General features: G+C 72.4%; 12 protein-coding genes. 6 read left to right on the top strand and 6 right to left on the bottom strand.

What is annotated here, in order from left to right; translation table 11 throughout:
* The first annotated feature begins 56 nt into the window (after positions 1-56).
* Positions 57-767, top strand: a complete 711-nt coding sequence (locus ACFVHK_RS03370) for a hypothetical protein (RefSeq protein ID WP_376927581.1) — start codon at positions 57-59, stop codon at positions 765-767.
* Here ACFVHK_RS03370 and ACFVHK_RS03365 read toward each other — a convergent pair.
* Both ACFVHK_RS03365 and ACFVHK_RS03360 read right to left on the bottom strand, forming a co-directional pair.
* Positions 716-2,011 carry a nucleotide disphospho-sugar-binding domain-containing protein gene (locus ACFVHK_RS03365; protein ID WP_376927580.1) on the bottom strand — a complete coding sequence of 432 codons (1,296 nt, stop codon included), beginning with the start codon at positions 2,009-2,011 and terminating at the stop codon, positions 716-718. The genes ACFVHK_RS03370 and ACFVHK_RS03365 overlap by 52 nt on opposite strands.
* Entirely contained in the window at positions 2,008-4,164 is a 2,157-nt protein-coding gene (locus ACFVHK_RS03360) for a glycosyltransferase (RefSeq protein WP_376927579.1), read from the bottom strand. Before ACFVHK_RS03360 ends, ACFVHK_RS03365 begins: the two co-directional genes overlap by 4 nt.
* Positions 4,165-4,295: 131 nt before the next feature.
* Between ACFVHK_RS03360 and ACFVHK_RS03355 the strand changes: the two genes are divergently transcribed.
* Positions 4,296-5,495, top strand: coding sequence for a polysaccharide pyruvyl transferase family protein (locus ACFVHK_RS03355; RefSeq protein ID WP_376927578.1), 1,200 nt, complete (start codon positions 4,296-4,298; stop codon positions 5,493-5,495).
* A 30-nt stretch (positions 5,496-5,525) separates the two neighbouring features.
* Here the strand turns inward: ACFVHK_RS03355 and ACFVHK_RS03350 are convergent, their stop codons facing one another.
* The 4 genes from ACFVHK_RS03350 to ACFVHK_RS03335 all read right to left on the bottom strand — a co-directional run bounded on the left by ACFVHK_RS03350 (position 5,526) and on the right by ACFVHK_RS03335 (position 10,073).
* Positions 5,526-7,121, bottom strand: a complete 1,596-nt coding sequence (locus ACFVHK_RS03350; protein WP_376927577.1) for an amidase domain-containing protein — start codon at positions 7,119-7,121, stop codon at positions 5,526-5,528.
* A gap of 129 nt (positions 7,122-7,250) precedes the next feature.
* Complete coding sequence (locus ACFVHK_RS03345; RefSeq protein ID WP_376927576.1) at positions 7,251-8,588, bottom strand: MFS transporter; 1,338 nt, start codon at positions 8,586-8,588, stop codon at positions 7,251-7,253.
* Positions 8,581-9,384, bottom strand: coding sequence for a M15 family metallopeptidase (locus tag ACFVHK_RS03340; protein ID WP_376927575.1), 804 nt, complete (start codon positions 9,382-9,384; stop codon positions 8,581-8,583). The genes ACFVHK_RS03345 and ACFVHK_RS03340 overlap by 8 nt, the downstream gene beginning before the upstream one ends.
* Entirely contained in the window at positions 9,381-10,073 is a 693-nt protein-coding gene (locus ACFVHK_RS03335; protein ID WP_376927574.1) for an amidase domain-containing protein, read from the bottom strand. The genes ACFVHK_RS03340 and ACFVHK_RS03335 overlap by 4 nt, the downstream gene beginning before the upstream one ends.
* A 310-nt stretch (positions 10,074-10,383) precedes the next feature.
* On the opposite strand from ACFVHK_RS03335, the gene ACFVHK_RS03330 reads away from it, so the two are divergent.
* From ACFVHK_RS03330 to ACFVHK_RS03315, 4 genes are all read left to right on the top strand, one after another.
* Entirely contained in the window at positions 10,384-11,649 is a 1,266-nt protein-coding gene (locus ACFVHK_RS03330) for an ABC transporter substrate-binding protein (RefSeq protein ID WP_376927659.1), read from the top strand.
* 81 nt (positions 11,650-11,730) lie between these two features.
* Complete coding sequence (locus ACFVHK_RS03325; protein ID WP_376927573.1) at positions 11,731-12,762, top strand: carbohydrate ABC transporter permease; 1,032 nt, start codon at positions 11,731-11,733, stop codon at positions 12,760-12,762.
* Positions 12,759-13,676 (top strand): carbohydrate ABC transporter permease, encoded by a 918-nt coding sequence (locus ACFVHK_RS03320; protein WP_376927572.1) that lies wholly within the window; start codon positions 12,759-12,761, stop codon positions 13,674-13,676. Before ACFVHK_RS03325 ends, ACFVHK_RS03320 begins: the two co-directional genes overlap by 4 nt.
* Positions 13,673-15,154 (top strand): GH1 family beta-glucosidase, encoded by a 1,482-nt coding sequence (locus ACFVHK_RS03315; protein WP_376927571.1) that lies wholly within the window; start codon positions 13,673-13,675, stop codon positions 15,152-15,154. The genes ACFVHK_RS03320 and ACFVHK_RS03315 overlap by 4 nt, the downstream gene beginning before the upstream one ends.
* Position 15,155 lies beyond the last annotated feature (1 nt).

Below are 15,155 nucleotides of genomic sequence, written 5' to 3'. Positions count from 1 at the left end.
CGCCGCGTCCCTGTCAAGCCGGGGCGCGGCCGGTGTCCCGTGCCTAGCATGGCGGCGTGACCAACCTCGTCGTGATCCCGTGGCGGCCGGCGCCCTCGCGGATCCTCGCATTCGACCGCGTCCTCGCGTGGTACCGCGCCGAGCTGCCGGAGTTCCGGGTCGAGACGATCGACAGCGACGACGACGTGTTCGTGCTGGCTCGCACGCGAAACCTGGCCGTCGCCCGACTCGCCGATCCCGACGACGTCGTCGTCATCAACGACGCCGACACCCTGCCGGAGGCGGCGCCGCTGCGCGAGGCGGTCGCTGCGGCCCGTGCGAGCGGCCGCGTGCACCTGCCGTACACGACGTACCGCTGGCTCGGCCCCGAGGGCACGGCCGAGCTCGAGGCGGGCGCGCCTCCCGCCGACTGCTCGCACGTGCTCGTCCGCGGAGCGTGCTCAGGGGTCTACGTCACGACGGCGAGGACGTGGGCGGCCCACGGCGGGCAGGACGAACGGTTCCGCGGGTGGGGGTTCGAGGACTCCGCGTGGCGCATCGCCCACGAGACCGTCATCGGCGCGGAGCCGCACCGGCACGAGGGCACCGTCTACGCGCTCTCGCACGAACCAGAGGTGCGCGCCGGCGAGCGGTACGACCGCAACGCCGCCCTGATGGAGCGCTACCGCGACGCCGAGGGCGACGTCGACGCGATGGCGGCGCTCATCGCGGAGGGTCACGCCGTGAGGGCGTCGAACGCCACCTCGGGCCCGGGCCTCGCGGCCTGATCCGCGGCGACGGCGTCGAGTCGTCCCCGAGCGTCCGCCGGCAGGTCCAGCACGCGACGAACGGCGTCCGCGATGTCCTGCGCACTCGCCGTGTTCGGATCCAGGACGACCCCGAACCCCGCAGCCTCGATGGCGGCGGCACCGGCGAACTGGTCCGTCGAGAAGGGCAGCACGACCAACGGCACACCCGAGCCGATCGCCTCGGTGACGGAGTTGTTCCCGCCGTGCGTGACGGCCGCGGCGGCGGCGCCCAGCAGCCGGATCTGCGGCAGGTAGCCGCGCACGAGCCAGTCCTGCGGCAGGTCGCCGAGTTCCGCCGGGTCGGTCGAACCGATCGCGACGGCGACCGTCGCCCCGATCTCGCGCAGGGCGCGGGCGACACGCGCGAGGACGTCACCTCGGACCGAGAGGAAGCTCCCGAAGCTCACGTAGACGAACGGCCGGCGCTGCGCGAGCCAGGCCTCGACCTCGGCGTCCTCCGCCTCCTCCCGTCGCGCCGACCCGAGGAACCGGTGGGGCGGGAGGAGCCGGCGCCGCTCGTCGTCGACCAGCTCGCCCGGGTAGTTGTAGAGCACGAGCGGGCCGTGCTCGGCGAACGCGTCCTCGACCGGACGATGACCGGGGTCGAGGACGCGGGCGGCTCGATTCCACTCGGCGGTGAACCGCTCCGAGACCGTCCGGCACAGGCGCTCCAGCGCCTCGAGCGCGCTCGGGTCGGGGTCGAACGCCGACGGCCATGCGGCCGGCACGCCGTACACCTCGCGTCCGACGGGCAGAGCGCTCGGATGACCCAGCACGACGTCTCCGTGGGCGGTGCCCGCGCTCTGCAGGCCGAGTCGTGCGCTGAACGCGAGGTGGTCGACGAGGACCTGGTCCGGGGCGAGGTCCTGCACGATCCGCGCGGTCTCCGCGGCCCGACCGACGGGATCCCACATGAGGTCGGTCAGCCGCTCCTCCGCCTGGTAGCGGAGCGTCGCCAGCGCTCCCTCCGCGGTGGCGCGGAAGAAGCCGCGGAGGGAGGCGCCCTCGTCCGGCGGCTGCTCGCCCGCCGCGATGACCCCGGGGTTCGAACCGCGACCCAGCCGGAGGTCGCGACGCTCGAACCCGAACGCGTCGACGATGCCGGCCGTCGCCGGTCCCGTCGCCACCACGACGCGTTCGCCGCGGTCGCGCCACGCCGTCGCGAGCGTGGCGAGCGGAAGCAGGTGGGACGCGTAGTCCGGGCTGACGACGAGGAGCGTCATCGGACGGGGTCCGCGGGTTCGAGCAGGCCGGCCTCGTCACGCGCGACCGTCCGGTACACGCCGCCGAGGACCCGCGCCATCCGCTGCACCGTGAATCGCTCGCGCACCACCGCACGCGAGCGCTCGGCGCGATCGTCGCCCTGCTCGGCCTGCGACGCCGTCAGGGCCTCGGCGAGCGCGGACGACAGCCGGTCGACGTCCCACGTGGCCGTCAGGATGCCGGTCCGGCCGTGGTCGACGTACGTCGCCGGGCCGCCGCCGTCCGGGGCGACGACGAACAGCCCGGCGGCCATCGCCTCGAGGAGCGCGATGCCGAACTCCTCCTTGAGGCTGGCGCAGGCGTACACCCCGCCGGGCGCGATCGCCCCGGGCACGCCGAACCGGGCGGCGGCGGACCATCGCGCGACGACGTCGTTGGGGCGGTGGCCCGGCAGGAGGAGTCCGCGCCGTGCGCGCTCCGCTGCGGGCACGAGGGATTCGATCCGATCGAGCTGCTCGCGCTCGTCGTCCGAGGGCGCGGTGAGATCTCCTCCGACGATGAGGAGGTTCGCACGCGATGCGATCGGCGATGCCGCCCAGGCCTCGACGAGCGCGGCCATGCCCTTCACGCGGTGGAGGCGTCCCACGCTCAGGATCAGCGGTCGGCCCCCGCGGTCGGCGTCGAGCCCACCGACGAGCCGCCGCAGTTCGTCGATGGCGGGTCCGGGTTCCGCACCCCGGCGATGCGCGTCCACCTCGTCGAGGGCTCGATCGATCGACTCTGTGTCGACGCCCTCCGGCACGATCGTCCGGTGCGACGGGTCGGCGGCGGGATCGACTCCGACGAGTCGTCGCAGGTCCTCCTCGAGCCGCGGCCGGGGGAAGAGCACGGTGTGCGCCGCGTTCGCCGCCAGGCGGTGGACGAGTCGCGTGCGGAACCAGAAGTGCTCGACGAGGTCGACCCGGCCGAAGTCGCTGCGTCCGATCCGCCCGGCGCGGTCCAGGGAGTCGATCACCGCGTGCGGGTCGGGCGCGAGCGTGAAGACGACCGGCAGGCCGAGTTCCCGGGCGACATCCGCCGCGGCGAGGCTGCCGACGTCCGCCATCCGCAGGTGCAGGACGTCGGCTCCGCCCGCGGCGCGCAGGATCCGCCGGATGCCGCGTCGCGTCGCGACGCGCAGCGGCCAGGCCCGAGCGGACGGCACGGGGTCGCTCAGGAGCGGGATGCGCCCGTACTCGTGGCCGCGCTCCGACGCCTCCACCGCGACGAGGTCGGTGAGCGCCGCGGCGACCGACCCGCGGGAGAGCGTGATCACCCGGTCCACGGCCGACTCGGGGTCCCCGACGAGCGCATCGCCGAGCCGGACGAGCAGGGTCGCGATCCCGCCGTTGTCGCCGGCGCCCGCCGACCGCAGGCCCGGGTCGATGTCCGCGTGGAGGAAGAGCTGCGCCACGGTCAGGCTCGAACCGTCGCGGCGGCGCATCGGGCCCGTCGCGGCCAGGTCGGCGAGCGCGAGTCGGGCGACGGCGCCGAGGTACCCGTCGGCGCCCGCGATCGCCTCGAGCGTCGAGACGACCGTGCCCGGGTCGTCCCGCTGGCCCAGCGCCGCGATCGCGGCGACGCGGACCGGCTCCGGCTCGTCCGGATCGGCGGCGAGTCGCACGAGCGGTGCGGTCGCGAGGGGATCGCGGACGAGTCCGAGGGTCTCGACGAGCCGTGCTCGCGCCTCCGCCTCCCCGATGCCGAGCAGGCCGCCCTCGACGCCCGCGACCAGCGGCGCCGGCGCGAAGCCGGACCACTGCTCGAGCGATCGCTGGGCGAGCATGCCCGCGAATCCTCCGCGCACGACCATCCCCAGGAGGCCGCCCACGGCCTCGTGCCGCGGCAGGCCCGATCCCAGGGCCCATGCGGCGTGCTCCCGCAGGAACTCCCGGTCGTCGCCGAGCAGGCCGACCAGCACGCGCGAGGCCTCCACGTCGAGCATGCCTGCGAGCGCGTGCGTGGCGGCGATCGCGGCGAGCTCGTCGCCGCCGCCCGCGACCCGCTCGAGGAGCCGGATGGTGCGTGCGCCGGGCTCGCGCCCGGCCTCGAACGCGAGATCGTCGGCCGCGCGCATCGCGTCGACGATCGTGGGCGCCGTGAGCACGGCGTCGAGTGCGGTCCGGACCCCCATGTGCGCTCCCCCTGCCCACCGCGCCCGATGTCGACGATGCCGACGTCGGCGGCGCATGCGATCTGGATGATACTTCGACAGGATGAAGGTTCCTGTCACCCGGTTGACAGTCCGCTGAGAGGGGTCCATGCATGCGCATCGTGGCGATCGGCGACGTCGGAGTGGTCGACGGGATGATGCACATCGGCGATGAGGCGATGTTCGAGGCCATGGTCGATGCGCTGCGCGGACGCGGTGTCGGCGAGGTCACGGCGATCTCCGCGGCGCCGGCCGACAGCGCCGCGAGATACGGTGTCGGAGCTGTCGGACGCATCGGGTTCACGGGGACCCGGGAGGAGATGCTGCAGCGCCTCGACGCGGTGCGGTCGGCCGCGGGTGGGACGCCGACCCTCCGGGACGGTGATCCGGCGCTCAACGTCATCGACGCCGTCGCGGCGGCCGACGGCGTCGTGGTCGCGGGCGGCGGCAACCTCGCATCGAACTGGCCGGCCCACGTCTTCGAGCGCGCGGCGCTGGGGGCCATCGCCGACCGGCTCGGTCGGCCGCTCGTCGTCTCCGGCCAGACGATCGGTCCGCGGCTCGACCCCGCGGATCGCGACCTCGTGTCCGGGCTGCTGCGGTCGGCCCGGCTGGTCGGGATGCGCGAGCACGCCTCGCTGCGGCTGGCGGGTGGGATCGGGGTGCCGGCGGATCGGCTCGCCGCCAACCGCGACGACGCGAGCTTCCTCGGAATCGAGGATCCCGACGCCGACCGCGGCGCGCACGAGCCGTACGTCCTCGTGAGCCTCTCGATCCACCTCGGCGGCCTGCCCCGCGACGAGGTGATCGGCGGCCTCGCCGCGGCGCTGGACCGATTGGCCGACCACTCCGGGACCCGCGTGCGCTTCCACCCCCACTTCGGCTCGCTCGATCCGTCGATCGACGCGGGCGACGAGGTGCTGCACGCCGCAGTGCGCGACGCCATGCGCACGCCGGCCGACCTCCTGCAGCCGGGCGACGCCCGATCGGCGGCACGGCTCGCGCGCGGCGCGGCGATGCTCGTGACCGGCCGGTACCACCCGGCCGTGTTCGCCGCACCCACGGGCGTCCCCGTCGCCGCACTGTCGACGGACGAGTACACCGACGTGAAGCTGCGGGGTGCGACCGGGTGGTGGGGACAGGACGCCGTGATGGCGCTCGGCGCGGTCTCATCGGGATCGGGCGGCGCCGCGCTCGGACGGGTGTGGGACCGGCGCGGTCGCACGCGTGCTGCCGCCCGGGCACTGCATGCCGAGGCGCGGGCGGAGTCAGAGGGGTGGTTCGACCGGGTGGCGCTGGTGCTCGCGGGCTGACGCCGACGCGCGGCACCGAGCGACGTGTGGTCAGCTCAGCGAGAAGTACGACACCGAGCCGCCGCCGGTCGCGAGCGCGACGTCGACGTCCCAGTAGTCCGCGTCCTTGGTGTGCCCGCCGACCCAGACCGTCGTGCCCTCGTCGGTGTGCTCGACGCGGGTGACGACGGCGGTGTGGTCACGGTCGCCGGAGCCGTCCCAGTCGAACTGCGCGATGTCGCCGACCTTGACGAGACCGCGCTCGGCGTCGGTGAGCTCGGTCGCGACGTCGGTGCGGGTGCGCAGGTAGTCGCGGAGCGCGGTCGAGCTCGACCACGCGCTCGTCATCTGCCCGGTGCCGCGGTCGTAGTTCCAGGCCGCGTCCATCTTCCATCCACGCGCGATGAGCGACTGGCTGGCGAAGTTGGCGCAGTCCACGCCGCTCAGCACGGCGTACTGCGCGGTGTTGTAGTCCGACCAGTGCGCGAGGACGTAGGACACCTGCGCCTCGATGCCGGGGTCGTCCGTGTAGGTGATCGAGAGCGGCGCGCGGTCGACCTGATCGGCCGCGAGCGGTGCGGACGCCTCGACGATGCCCCGCACCGACGTCGTGACCGAGGCGGGGGCGGATGCCACGGGCACCTCGACGTCGACGACCGTGCCGTCCGCCTCCGCGAGGACCACGTCGACGCCGCCGCGGACGGAGTCGTCGACCTCCGGGACCGCGAACGTGATCGCGGCGGCGTCGGACTCGACGATCTCGGCCGGGGTGCCGGCCACGCTGACCTGGGCGACCCGGTCGAGGTTGCGGCCTCGGACGGTCACCTGGGTGCCGCCCGTGAAGGGCGCCTCGCTCGCCGAGAGCTCGGTCGTCACGACCGGCCGATCGTCTCGGACGGCTGGGGGGATCAGCACGTCCTCGCTCGTGGATGCCGTGAGTTCATCGATCGCCGCGCCTCGTGCCGAGGCGTCCGCCGTGGCCGGGTCGACCATGCCGCTGACGAGCGCTCCGCCGCCGATCGCGCCGCCGAGGAGGAACGCGGCGCAGGCCGCGACGAGCGATCGGCGCTGGCCGCTCGACGGGCGGCGGTTGCCGCGCCGCTCGGCACGGTGCCGCGGGAAGCGGAAGCCCTCGCCGAGCATGCGGACGCCGCTGGCGGCCCCGGCGTCCGCGCTGCTCGCCTCGGGGGTCGTCGGCTCGGCCGGATCGGGCACGGCCGAGCCGACGGAGATCGCGGCGGGGTCGTCCGCGACCGGGTCGCCGGCCGGGGAACCGGGGACCGGGCCGTCCCCGGCAGGGGAACCGGGGACGACGGTGTCGACGATCGGGGTCTCGACGACGGGGGGCACCGGCTCGGCCGGATCGGGCACGGTCGAGTCGGTCGCGGTGGGGTCGGGGGTCGCTGCGGCGGTGAACGTCGACCGGGCGGTCTCGGGCCGGGTCGCCCCCAGCGGCACGGCCTCGGGCTCGGGCTCGGGCTCGGGCAGGTCGAGTCCGGCGCGCACGGCGGCGAGCGCCGCCCTGCGACGTTCGTCGGAGTCGGCGCTGCCGGGAGGCTGCGTCAGGTCGAAGTCGCGCGCGGCATCCGGCTCGGGGGCTCGGTACGTGGATCGACGGTGGGCAGGCAGGAGGAGGTTTCGTGACACGAGGCGTGGGGGTGTTCCGGGTCGGCATTTCGGGGGACACCGCAGTCCATCATGCGATCTTGTGAGGATCCCTCGCGCGCACTGGGAGGACCGTGAGAGCGCGATCATGCGCGCTGTCGCGCGCCCGACTCACGCGGCCCGGCTGCGTCGCGCCCGCCGCGCCATCGCGACCCCGGCGAGCACCAGCGGCACGAGCACCACCATCGCCACGAGGTTCACGCCCGCGAAGCCGGCGAGTCCGAGCACGACACCCGAGAGTGCCGCGGAGGCGGCCGCGGCGACGTTCATCGCGGCATCCGTCGCCCCCTGCAGCGCCACCCGCGATGCCGGTTCGACCGTCGTCGTGAGCAGCGTCGAGCCGCCGATGAGCGCCGCGGACCAGCCGAGGCCGAGCAACCCGAGCGCGACCGGGATCAGCACCATGGAGTCCCCGGGGGCGAAGATGCCGATGAGCGTGGCGGCGAGCAGGATCGCACCACCCAGGGCGATCACGCGCGGCGCGCCGATCCGATCGACGAGCCACCCCATGAGCGGGCTCGCCGCGTACATGCCCAGGATGTGGATGCTGATGACGACGCCGACCATGGCGATCGGCACGCCGTGTCCGGTCATGTGCACCGGCGTCATGACCATCACGCCCACCATCACGGTGTGCGCGCACACGATGGCGAGGATCGCGAGCCGGCCGCGCGCGTCGCGGAAGGCGGCGCGGAACGCCGGCCACGACCCGACCCGCTCGCTCGACCCCGAGGAGGTCGCGTCGGCGACGAGGCGGCCCGCCCGCGGCAGCCGCAGCACGGACGCGGCGATGAGCGTCGCGATCGCGAACACCGCACCGGAGAGCACGAACGGCCCGACGAGCGCGGGAAGCCCGGCGGCCTGGCCGAGATCGTCACCGGTCGACGAGAGCAGCGGGCCCGCCACCGACCCGATGGTCGTCGCCCAGAGCACGAGCGACATCGACCGCGCCTCGAACCCGGGCGCGGCGACCTCGGTCGCCGCGAAGCGCGCCTGCAGGCCCGCCGCGGTGCCCGCGCCGAACGCGGCGAGGCCCAGGAACACGACCGGCACCATGCCCGTCGACGCGGCCACGACGATGAGCACCGCGCCGACCGCCGAGGACGCGTATCCCATCGCGAGGGCGACGTGCCGGCCGGATCGCACCGCCAGCCGGGCGAGCGGGATCGCCGCGATCGCCGCGCCGAGCACACTGGCCGATTGCGAGAGGCCGCCCAGGGCGGGGACGCCCGTCAGGTCGGAGACGAGGATCGCCGCGAGCGCCATGCCGGTCGCGACGCCGATGCCCGCGAGGAGCTGGTTGACGATCAGGAGGCCGAGCTGGAGCCCGGCCCGGCGCGGCGCCGACTCGGTCGGCGGCATCCGCCCGGCTGCACCCGCCTCCTCGACCCCGGGCGGGGACGCCCCGGGCGTCCCCGCCCCGGATGCGCCATCGATCGCGTCAGCCATAGTTCGGTGCCGCCGGAAGGCCGAAGAACTCCTCGAGCGTGGTCACGCCCTTCTCGTGCATCTCGTTCGAGAGATCGGTGCCGATGTAGCGGAAGTGCCACGGCTCGAACTGGTAGCCGGTGACCTCGACCTTGTCGGCCGGGTATCGCAGCAGGAAGCCGAAGCGGTGCGCGTTGTCGCGGAGCCATTGCCCCTCTGGGGTGTCGCCGAAGCAGACGGCGAGGGAGCAGTTGCCCGACTCCGGGCCGATGTCGATCGTCAGCCCGGTCTGGTGTTCGCTGAATCCCGGGCGAGCGGTGAGCTCGTCGTCGTTGTCGTAGATCCGCTCCTGGGCCTCGTACGACCGGTACGCGCTGTTGGAGGCGAGCGAGAGGCCCGCCTCGGCGGAGGCGGCCCGGAACATCTCGACCACCGCGTCGGCGGCCTCCGCACGCATGAGGGGCTCCCACGTGTGCGGGACCGGCACGACGACGAGGTCGGACGGTTCGTAGTCCATCGGGTTCAGTGGGCGGAGCTTGTCCACGACGACCCAGATGCTGTCCGGATCGTCGATCGAGTGCGCGTTCTTGTCGAAGGTGTCGACGGGCGTCGGCGTCGACGTCGCCGTCGGCGCGGGACGCGGTGTCGCCGTGGGCGTCGGCGACGGCGTCGCCGTCGGGCCCGCTGAGTCGGCGGAGGGGGCGATCGCGACGATCGCCCACACGGCGACGGCAGCGACCAGGACCATGCCGATGAGCGCGGCGATCAGGCGGTTGCGACGGACGCGGGGGGACGGTCCGGTTCCGGACGACGTCACCCGGCGAGCCTCCAGTAGTAGACCTCGGCGCCTGGGTGCTCCTCGGTGATGGCGACGTCGACGTCGCGATAGGCGCTGTCCTTCGTGTGGCCGGCGAACGCGATGCGCACCTCGCCGTCGCCGCGCTCGATGCGCGTCACGATCCCGGTGTGATCGCGGTCGCCCGAGCGGTCCCAGTCGAACTGGACGATGTCGCCGAGTCGGACCTGGTCGCGGTCGCCGTCGTCGAGCGGAGTCGCGAGTTCGGGGTGGGCGGAGAGCCAGGCGTGCATCGCGGTCGAGCTGCGCCACGATGCGGTCGACGAGTACGGGTCACCGCCATGGTGCCATTCGTCGGTCTGCTCCCATCCGCGCGCGACCAGGGCCTGGCTCGCGAAGTTGACGCAGTCGTTGCCTTCCAGCACGCCCCACTCCTCGACGTTGTAGTCCGACCAGTATGCGAGGGCGTAGTCGAGTTGCGCCAGCACGGCGGGGTCGCTGGTCCGATCGGCGACGAGATCCGCGTCGGCCTCGGCGACGTCCGAGCCGGCCCCGTCGCCTTCGGCCTCGCCGTCCTCGAAGTCGGGCTCCCCGCTCCGCGTCGGCGACGCCGAGTCGGCCGAGGCGACCTGCGGTGGCAGCGGCGGGACGCCGGCGCATCCGACGAGGCAGATCGCGCCCAGCGCGGTGACGCCGATGAGGGTCGCCACGGCGCGACGTCGAGGAGTTCGGGTACGTGGCACGGGATCACGTTAACCGCGACGCCTCGGAGGACGCCGGGAGCGGGCTGCGTGCGAGCGGTGCATCCGCGATGCGGTGATGCGGGCCGTCCGACTCCTTGATCGGTTCGATCACGCAGCGGTCACGATCGAGGAACTGTGAGAGCGCTCTCTTGACAGATCGAGGGGTGACTGCCTAGCATCGTGAATCGCATCGTGAGAGCGCTCTCACCGGAGAACGACCGCGCTCGAGCGACGCGCCCGCAATCCGATATTCCACGCACACAAGGGAGTGACCGTGATGCTTTCACGACGCACCAAGGCGATCGCCGCCCTCGCAGGCGCCGCATCGTTCGCCCTCATCGCCACCGGCTGCGCCGCGAGCGATGACAGCGCATCCGACGACGGCGGCCCGATCGAGCTGACCGTCGCCACGTTCAACAACTTCGGCTACACCGATGAGCTCCTCCAGGAGTACATGGACGAGCACCCGGACGTGACGATCGTCCACAACGTCGCCGCCGAGTCCGGCGACGCCCGCGCCAACTACTTCCAGAAGCTCGGCAAGGGCGGCCTGGCCGACGTCGAGGCGGTCGAGATCGACTGGTTCGCCGAGGCCATGCAGTACTCCGACCTGCTCGCCGAGGCGCCCGACAGCGTCAAGGGCCGCTGGCTCGACTGGAAGGAGGCCGCCGCGACGGACGCCGACGGCCGCCTGATCGGCTTCGGCACCGACATCGGCCCGCAGGGCATCTGCTACCGCTCCGACCTGTTCGAGGCCGCGGGCCTGGCGAGCGACCGCGAGGGCGTCGCCGAGCTCTTCGACGGCGACTGGGAGCACTTCCTCGACGTGGCGGACCAGTACCGCGAGGCGACCGGCAAGCCCATGATCGACTCGGCGAACTCGGTGCTCCAGGGCATCGTGAACCAGATCGAGTACACGTACACGGAGCCGGACGGCACCGTGATCGCCACCGAGAACCCCGAGATCGCGGACGCGTACCAGCTCGTCACCGAGCGCGCCATCCCGAACTCGGCGTACTCGGGCCAGTGGTCGGACGACTGGTTCGCCTCGATGGCGAACGGCGAGTTCGCCACCATGCTCTGCCCCGGCTGGATGCTCGGCGTGATCTCCGGCAGCGCCGCGGATGTCGAGGGCTGGGACGTCGCAGACGTGTTCCCGAACGGCGGCGGCAACTGGGGCGGGTCGTACCTGACCGTTCCCGCCGACGGCGAGAACGTCGAGGCCGCCCTCGAGCTCGCGGACTGGCTGACCAGCCCCGAGACGCAGATGAAGGCCTTCGCGAACGCGGGCACCTTCCCGAGCCAGCTCGACGCCCTCGAGAGCGATGAGCTCGCGAGCGCGACCAACGAGTACTTCAACGACGCGCCGAGCGGTGAGATCCTCTCGAACCGCGCCGCAGCCGTGTCGGTCGCCCCCTACAAGGACGCCGACTACTTCAAGTACCACGACGCGCTCCAGAACGCGGTCAACCGCGTGTTCGACGGTGCCGAGGACCAGCAGTCCTCGTGGAACACCTGGGTCGCCGAGGTCGAGGCCTTCTAGGCCGACACGGTGGTGCGGGTCGGCCCCGGCCGGCCCGCACCACCCGCCCCCGACGCATCCATCCACCGATTCGGAGCCATCGTGACCACGACGCAAACGCGCCCCCCGGCGTCGGCGACTGAGCCGGCCGCCGCCCCGCCCGCCGGCCGCCCGGTCCGGGTGCTCGGATTCCGCCAGAACCTCAGCCGGTGGGACCTCAAGCTCTCGCCGTACCTCTACATCTCGCCGTTCTTCATCATGTTCGCGGTCGTGGGACTCTTCCCGATCGGCTACACGGCGGTCATCTCGCTCATGGACTGGGACCTGGTCCGCAACTCCGGCGAGTTCATCGGCTTCGGCCAGTACGTCTGGATCCTGCAGAACCCGCAGTTCTGGACGGCACTGCGCAACACCTTCAGCATCTTCCTGCTCTCGAGCGTGCCGCAGCTCATCGTCGCGATCTTCATCGCCGCGATGCTCGACCGCAACATCCGCGGCAAGACGTTCTGGCGCATGAGCGTGCTCGTGCCCTTCGTCATGGCGCCGGTCGCGGTCGCCCTGATCTTCAGCAACATGTTCGGCGACGTCCACGGGCTCGTGAACGGCGTCCTCACCGATATCGGCCTCCCCGCCGTCCCGTGGCACAAGGACCCCTTCTGGAGCCACGTCGCCATCGCGACGATGGTCAACTTCCGCTGGACGGGCTACAACACCCTGATCCTCCTCGCCGCGATGCAGGCGATCCCGCGCGACTACTACGAGGCGGCGACCGTCGACGGCGCCGGCGCCTTCCGGCAGTTCACGAGCATCACGCTCCCCTCGCTCAAGGCGACGCTGATCTTCGTCATCATCACCTCGACCATCGGCGGCCTGCAGATCTTCGACGAGCCGCGCATGTTCGACAACACCGGCGAGGGCGGTCCCGCCCAGCAGTGGCTCACGATCACGCTGTTCCTCTACAACATCGGCTGGGGCGAGTGGAACTTCGGCCGGGCCGCGGCGCTCGCGTGGATCCTCTTCCTCATCATCATCCTCATCGGCCTGATCAACCTCGCCGTGACGCGGACCCTCGTCCGTGACGAGGGCATCCGCGCCCCGAAGGCGCGCAAGAAGCAGAAGGGAGTGCGCGCATGAGCTCCCTCAACTCCCCCGCCGCACTGTCCATCGTCGAGTCGAGCATCCCGGACACGCCGCAGCGCAGGCGCCACCGGACGACCCGCATCAAGGGCCGCCGGGCGGGCTTCTGGGTGTACGCCGGCCTCATCGTCGTCCTGATCGGGTCGCTGTTCCCCTTCTACTGGTCGTTCCTCATCGGTTCGGGCGATTCGACCACGATCAACGACCCGGACTTCTCCTGGTTCCCCGGTGGCAACTTCGTCGCCAACGCGACCACCGTGGTGACCGACCCGGCCGTGAACTTCTGGCCGGCCCTGTGGAACTCGATCTACAGCTCGGCACTGATCGCCGCAGCCGTCGTGGTCACCTCGACGCTCGCCGGCTGGGCCTTCGCCAAGCTGCACTTCCGCGGATCGAAGCCGCTGCTCGTGTTCGTCGTCGCCACGATGGCCGTTCCGATGCAGCTCGGCGTCGTGCCGCTCTACATCCTGTTCGCCGACCTCGGCTGGACGGGTCAGATCGGCGCGATCATCATCCCGGCGATCACGAGCGCGTTCGGCGTGTTCTGGATGACGCAGTACCTCCGCCAGTCGGTGCCCGACGAGCTCATCGAGGCCGCACGCGTCGACGGTGCGTCCATGATCCGCACGTTCTGGACGATCGGCGTCGTCGCCGCCCGCCCGGCCGCCGCCATGCTCGGCCTGTTCACCTTCGTCACGGCCTGGAACAACTTCTTCTGGCCGTTCATCGTGCTCGACCGCAGCGACCCGACGCTGCCCGTCGCGCTCTCGCTGCTGCAGTCGAACCACTTCGTGGACTACTCGATCGTGCTCGCGGGCGTGCTGCTGTCGACCATTCCCCTCCTCCTGCTGTTCGTCGTCGCCGGCAAGCAGCTCGTCTCAGGAATCATGCAAGGAGCCGTCAAGGGATGACCACGATCCAGCCCATCACCGCAACGACGCCGGATGCCGCGGCCGCCGGCGCACCGTCGGCCGTGCGCCGCTTCCCGGAGGGCTTCCTCCTCGGCGCTGCCGCCGCCGCCTACCAGATCGAGGGCGCCGCCCACGAGGACGGTCGCACCGACTCGATCTGGGACGCCTTCAGCCGCGTGCCCGGCGCGGTCGTCAACGCCGACAACGGCGACGTGGCGTGCGACCACTACCACCGCTACCGCGACGACGTCGCGCTCATGCGCGAGCTCGGCCTCGACACCTACCGGTTCTCGACGTCGTGGGCGCGCGTGCACCCCGGCGGCGGGCCCGTCAACGCGAAGGGCGTCGACTTCTACTCGCGCCTCGTCGACGAGCTGCTCGAGCAGGGGATCCTGCCCTGGCTCACGCTCTACCACTGGGACCTGCCGCAGGCGCTCGAGGAGCAGGGCGGCTGGGCGAACCGCGACACCGCGTTCCGGTTCCGCGACTACGCGCTCACGATGCACGACGCCCTCGGTGACCGCGTGAAGGTGTGGACCACCCTCAACGAGCCCTGGTGCTCGTCGTTCCTCAGCTACACCGCCGGCGCGCACGCGCCCGGCCGACAGGACGTCGAGGCGGGCCTCCGCGCCGCGCACCATCTCATGCTCGGCCACGGCCTCGCCGTGCAGGCGCTCCGCGAGCGCGACGCGTCGCTCGAGCTCGGCATCACGCTGAACCTCACGGTCGCGAAGCCCGTCGACCCGTCGCACCCCGGCGACCTCGACGCGGCCCGCCGCATCGACGGGCAGTTCAATCGGGTGTTCCTCGACCCGATCTTCCGCGGCCACTACGCCGGCGACCTGCTCGCGGACGTCGGCCACCTCGGCCTGCGCGACGCCGTCCGGCCGGGCGACCTCGAGATCATCTCGGCGCCGATCGACGCGCTCGGCGTGAACTACTACCACGGCGAGTACGTCAGCGACCGGCCGGCTGCTCAACCGATCGAAGGGCAGGCGCCCACCGATCGGCCGACCCGGTCTCCGTTCCCCGCCGCCGCCGACGTGCACTTCCACTCGCAGGGCCTGCCGCGCACGGTCATGGGCTGGGAGGTCCAGCCCGACGGCCTGCGCGAACTGCTCGGCCGGGTGCACCGCGAATACACCGGACCGGCCGGCGTGCGGCTGTTCGTCACCGAGAACGGCGCGGCGTACGACGACGAGGTGGCGGCGGATGGCGCAGTGCACGACGCCGACCGCACGGAGTTCCTCCTCGGCCACCTCGACGCCGTCCTCGACGCGATCGACGAGGGCACGCCCGTGCACGGCTACTTCTACTGGTCGATCCTCGACAACTTCGAGTGGGCGTGGGGCTACGACAAGCGCTTCGGCATCGTGCGCGTCGACTACGAGACCCAGGAGCGCACCGTCAAGGACAGCGGACTGGCGTATCAGCGGGTCATCCGCGATCGCGGCCTGCCCGTGGCATCCGACCGCTGAC

The sequence above is a fragment of the Agromyces binzhouensis genome (genome assembly GCF_042672355.1).
Taxonomy (GTDB): domain Bacteria; phylum Actinomycetota; class Actinomycetes; order Actinomycetales; family Microbacteriaceae; genus Agromyces; species Agromyces binzhouensis.
The sequence above is the reverse complement of the archived record's forward strand: the minus strand, read 5'-3'. Positions and strand labels throughout refer to the sequence as shown.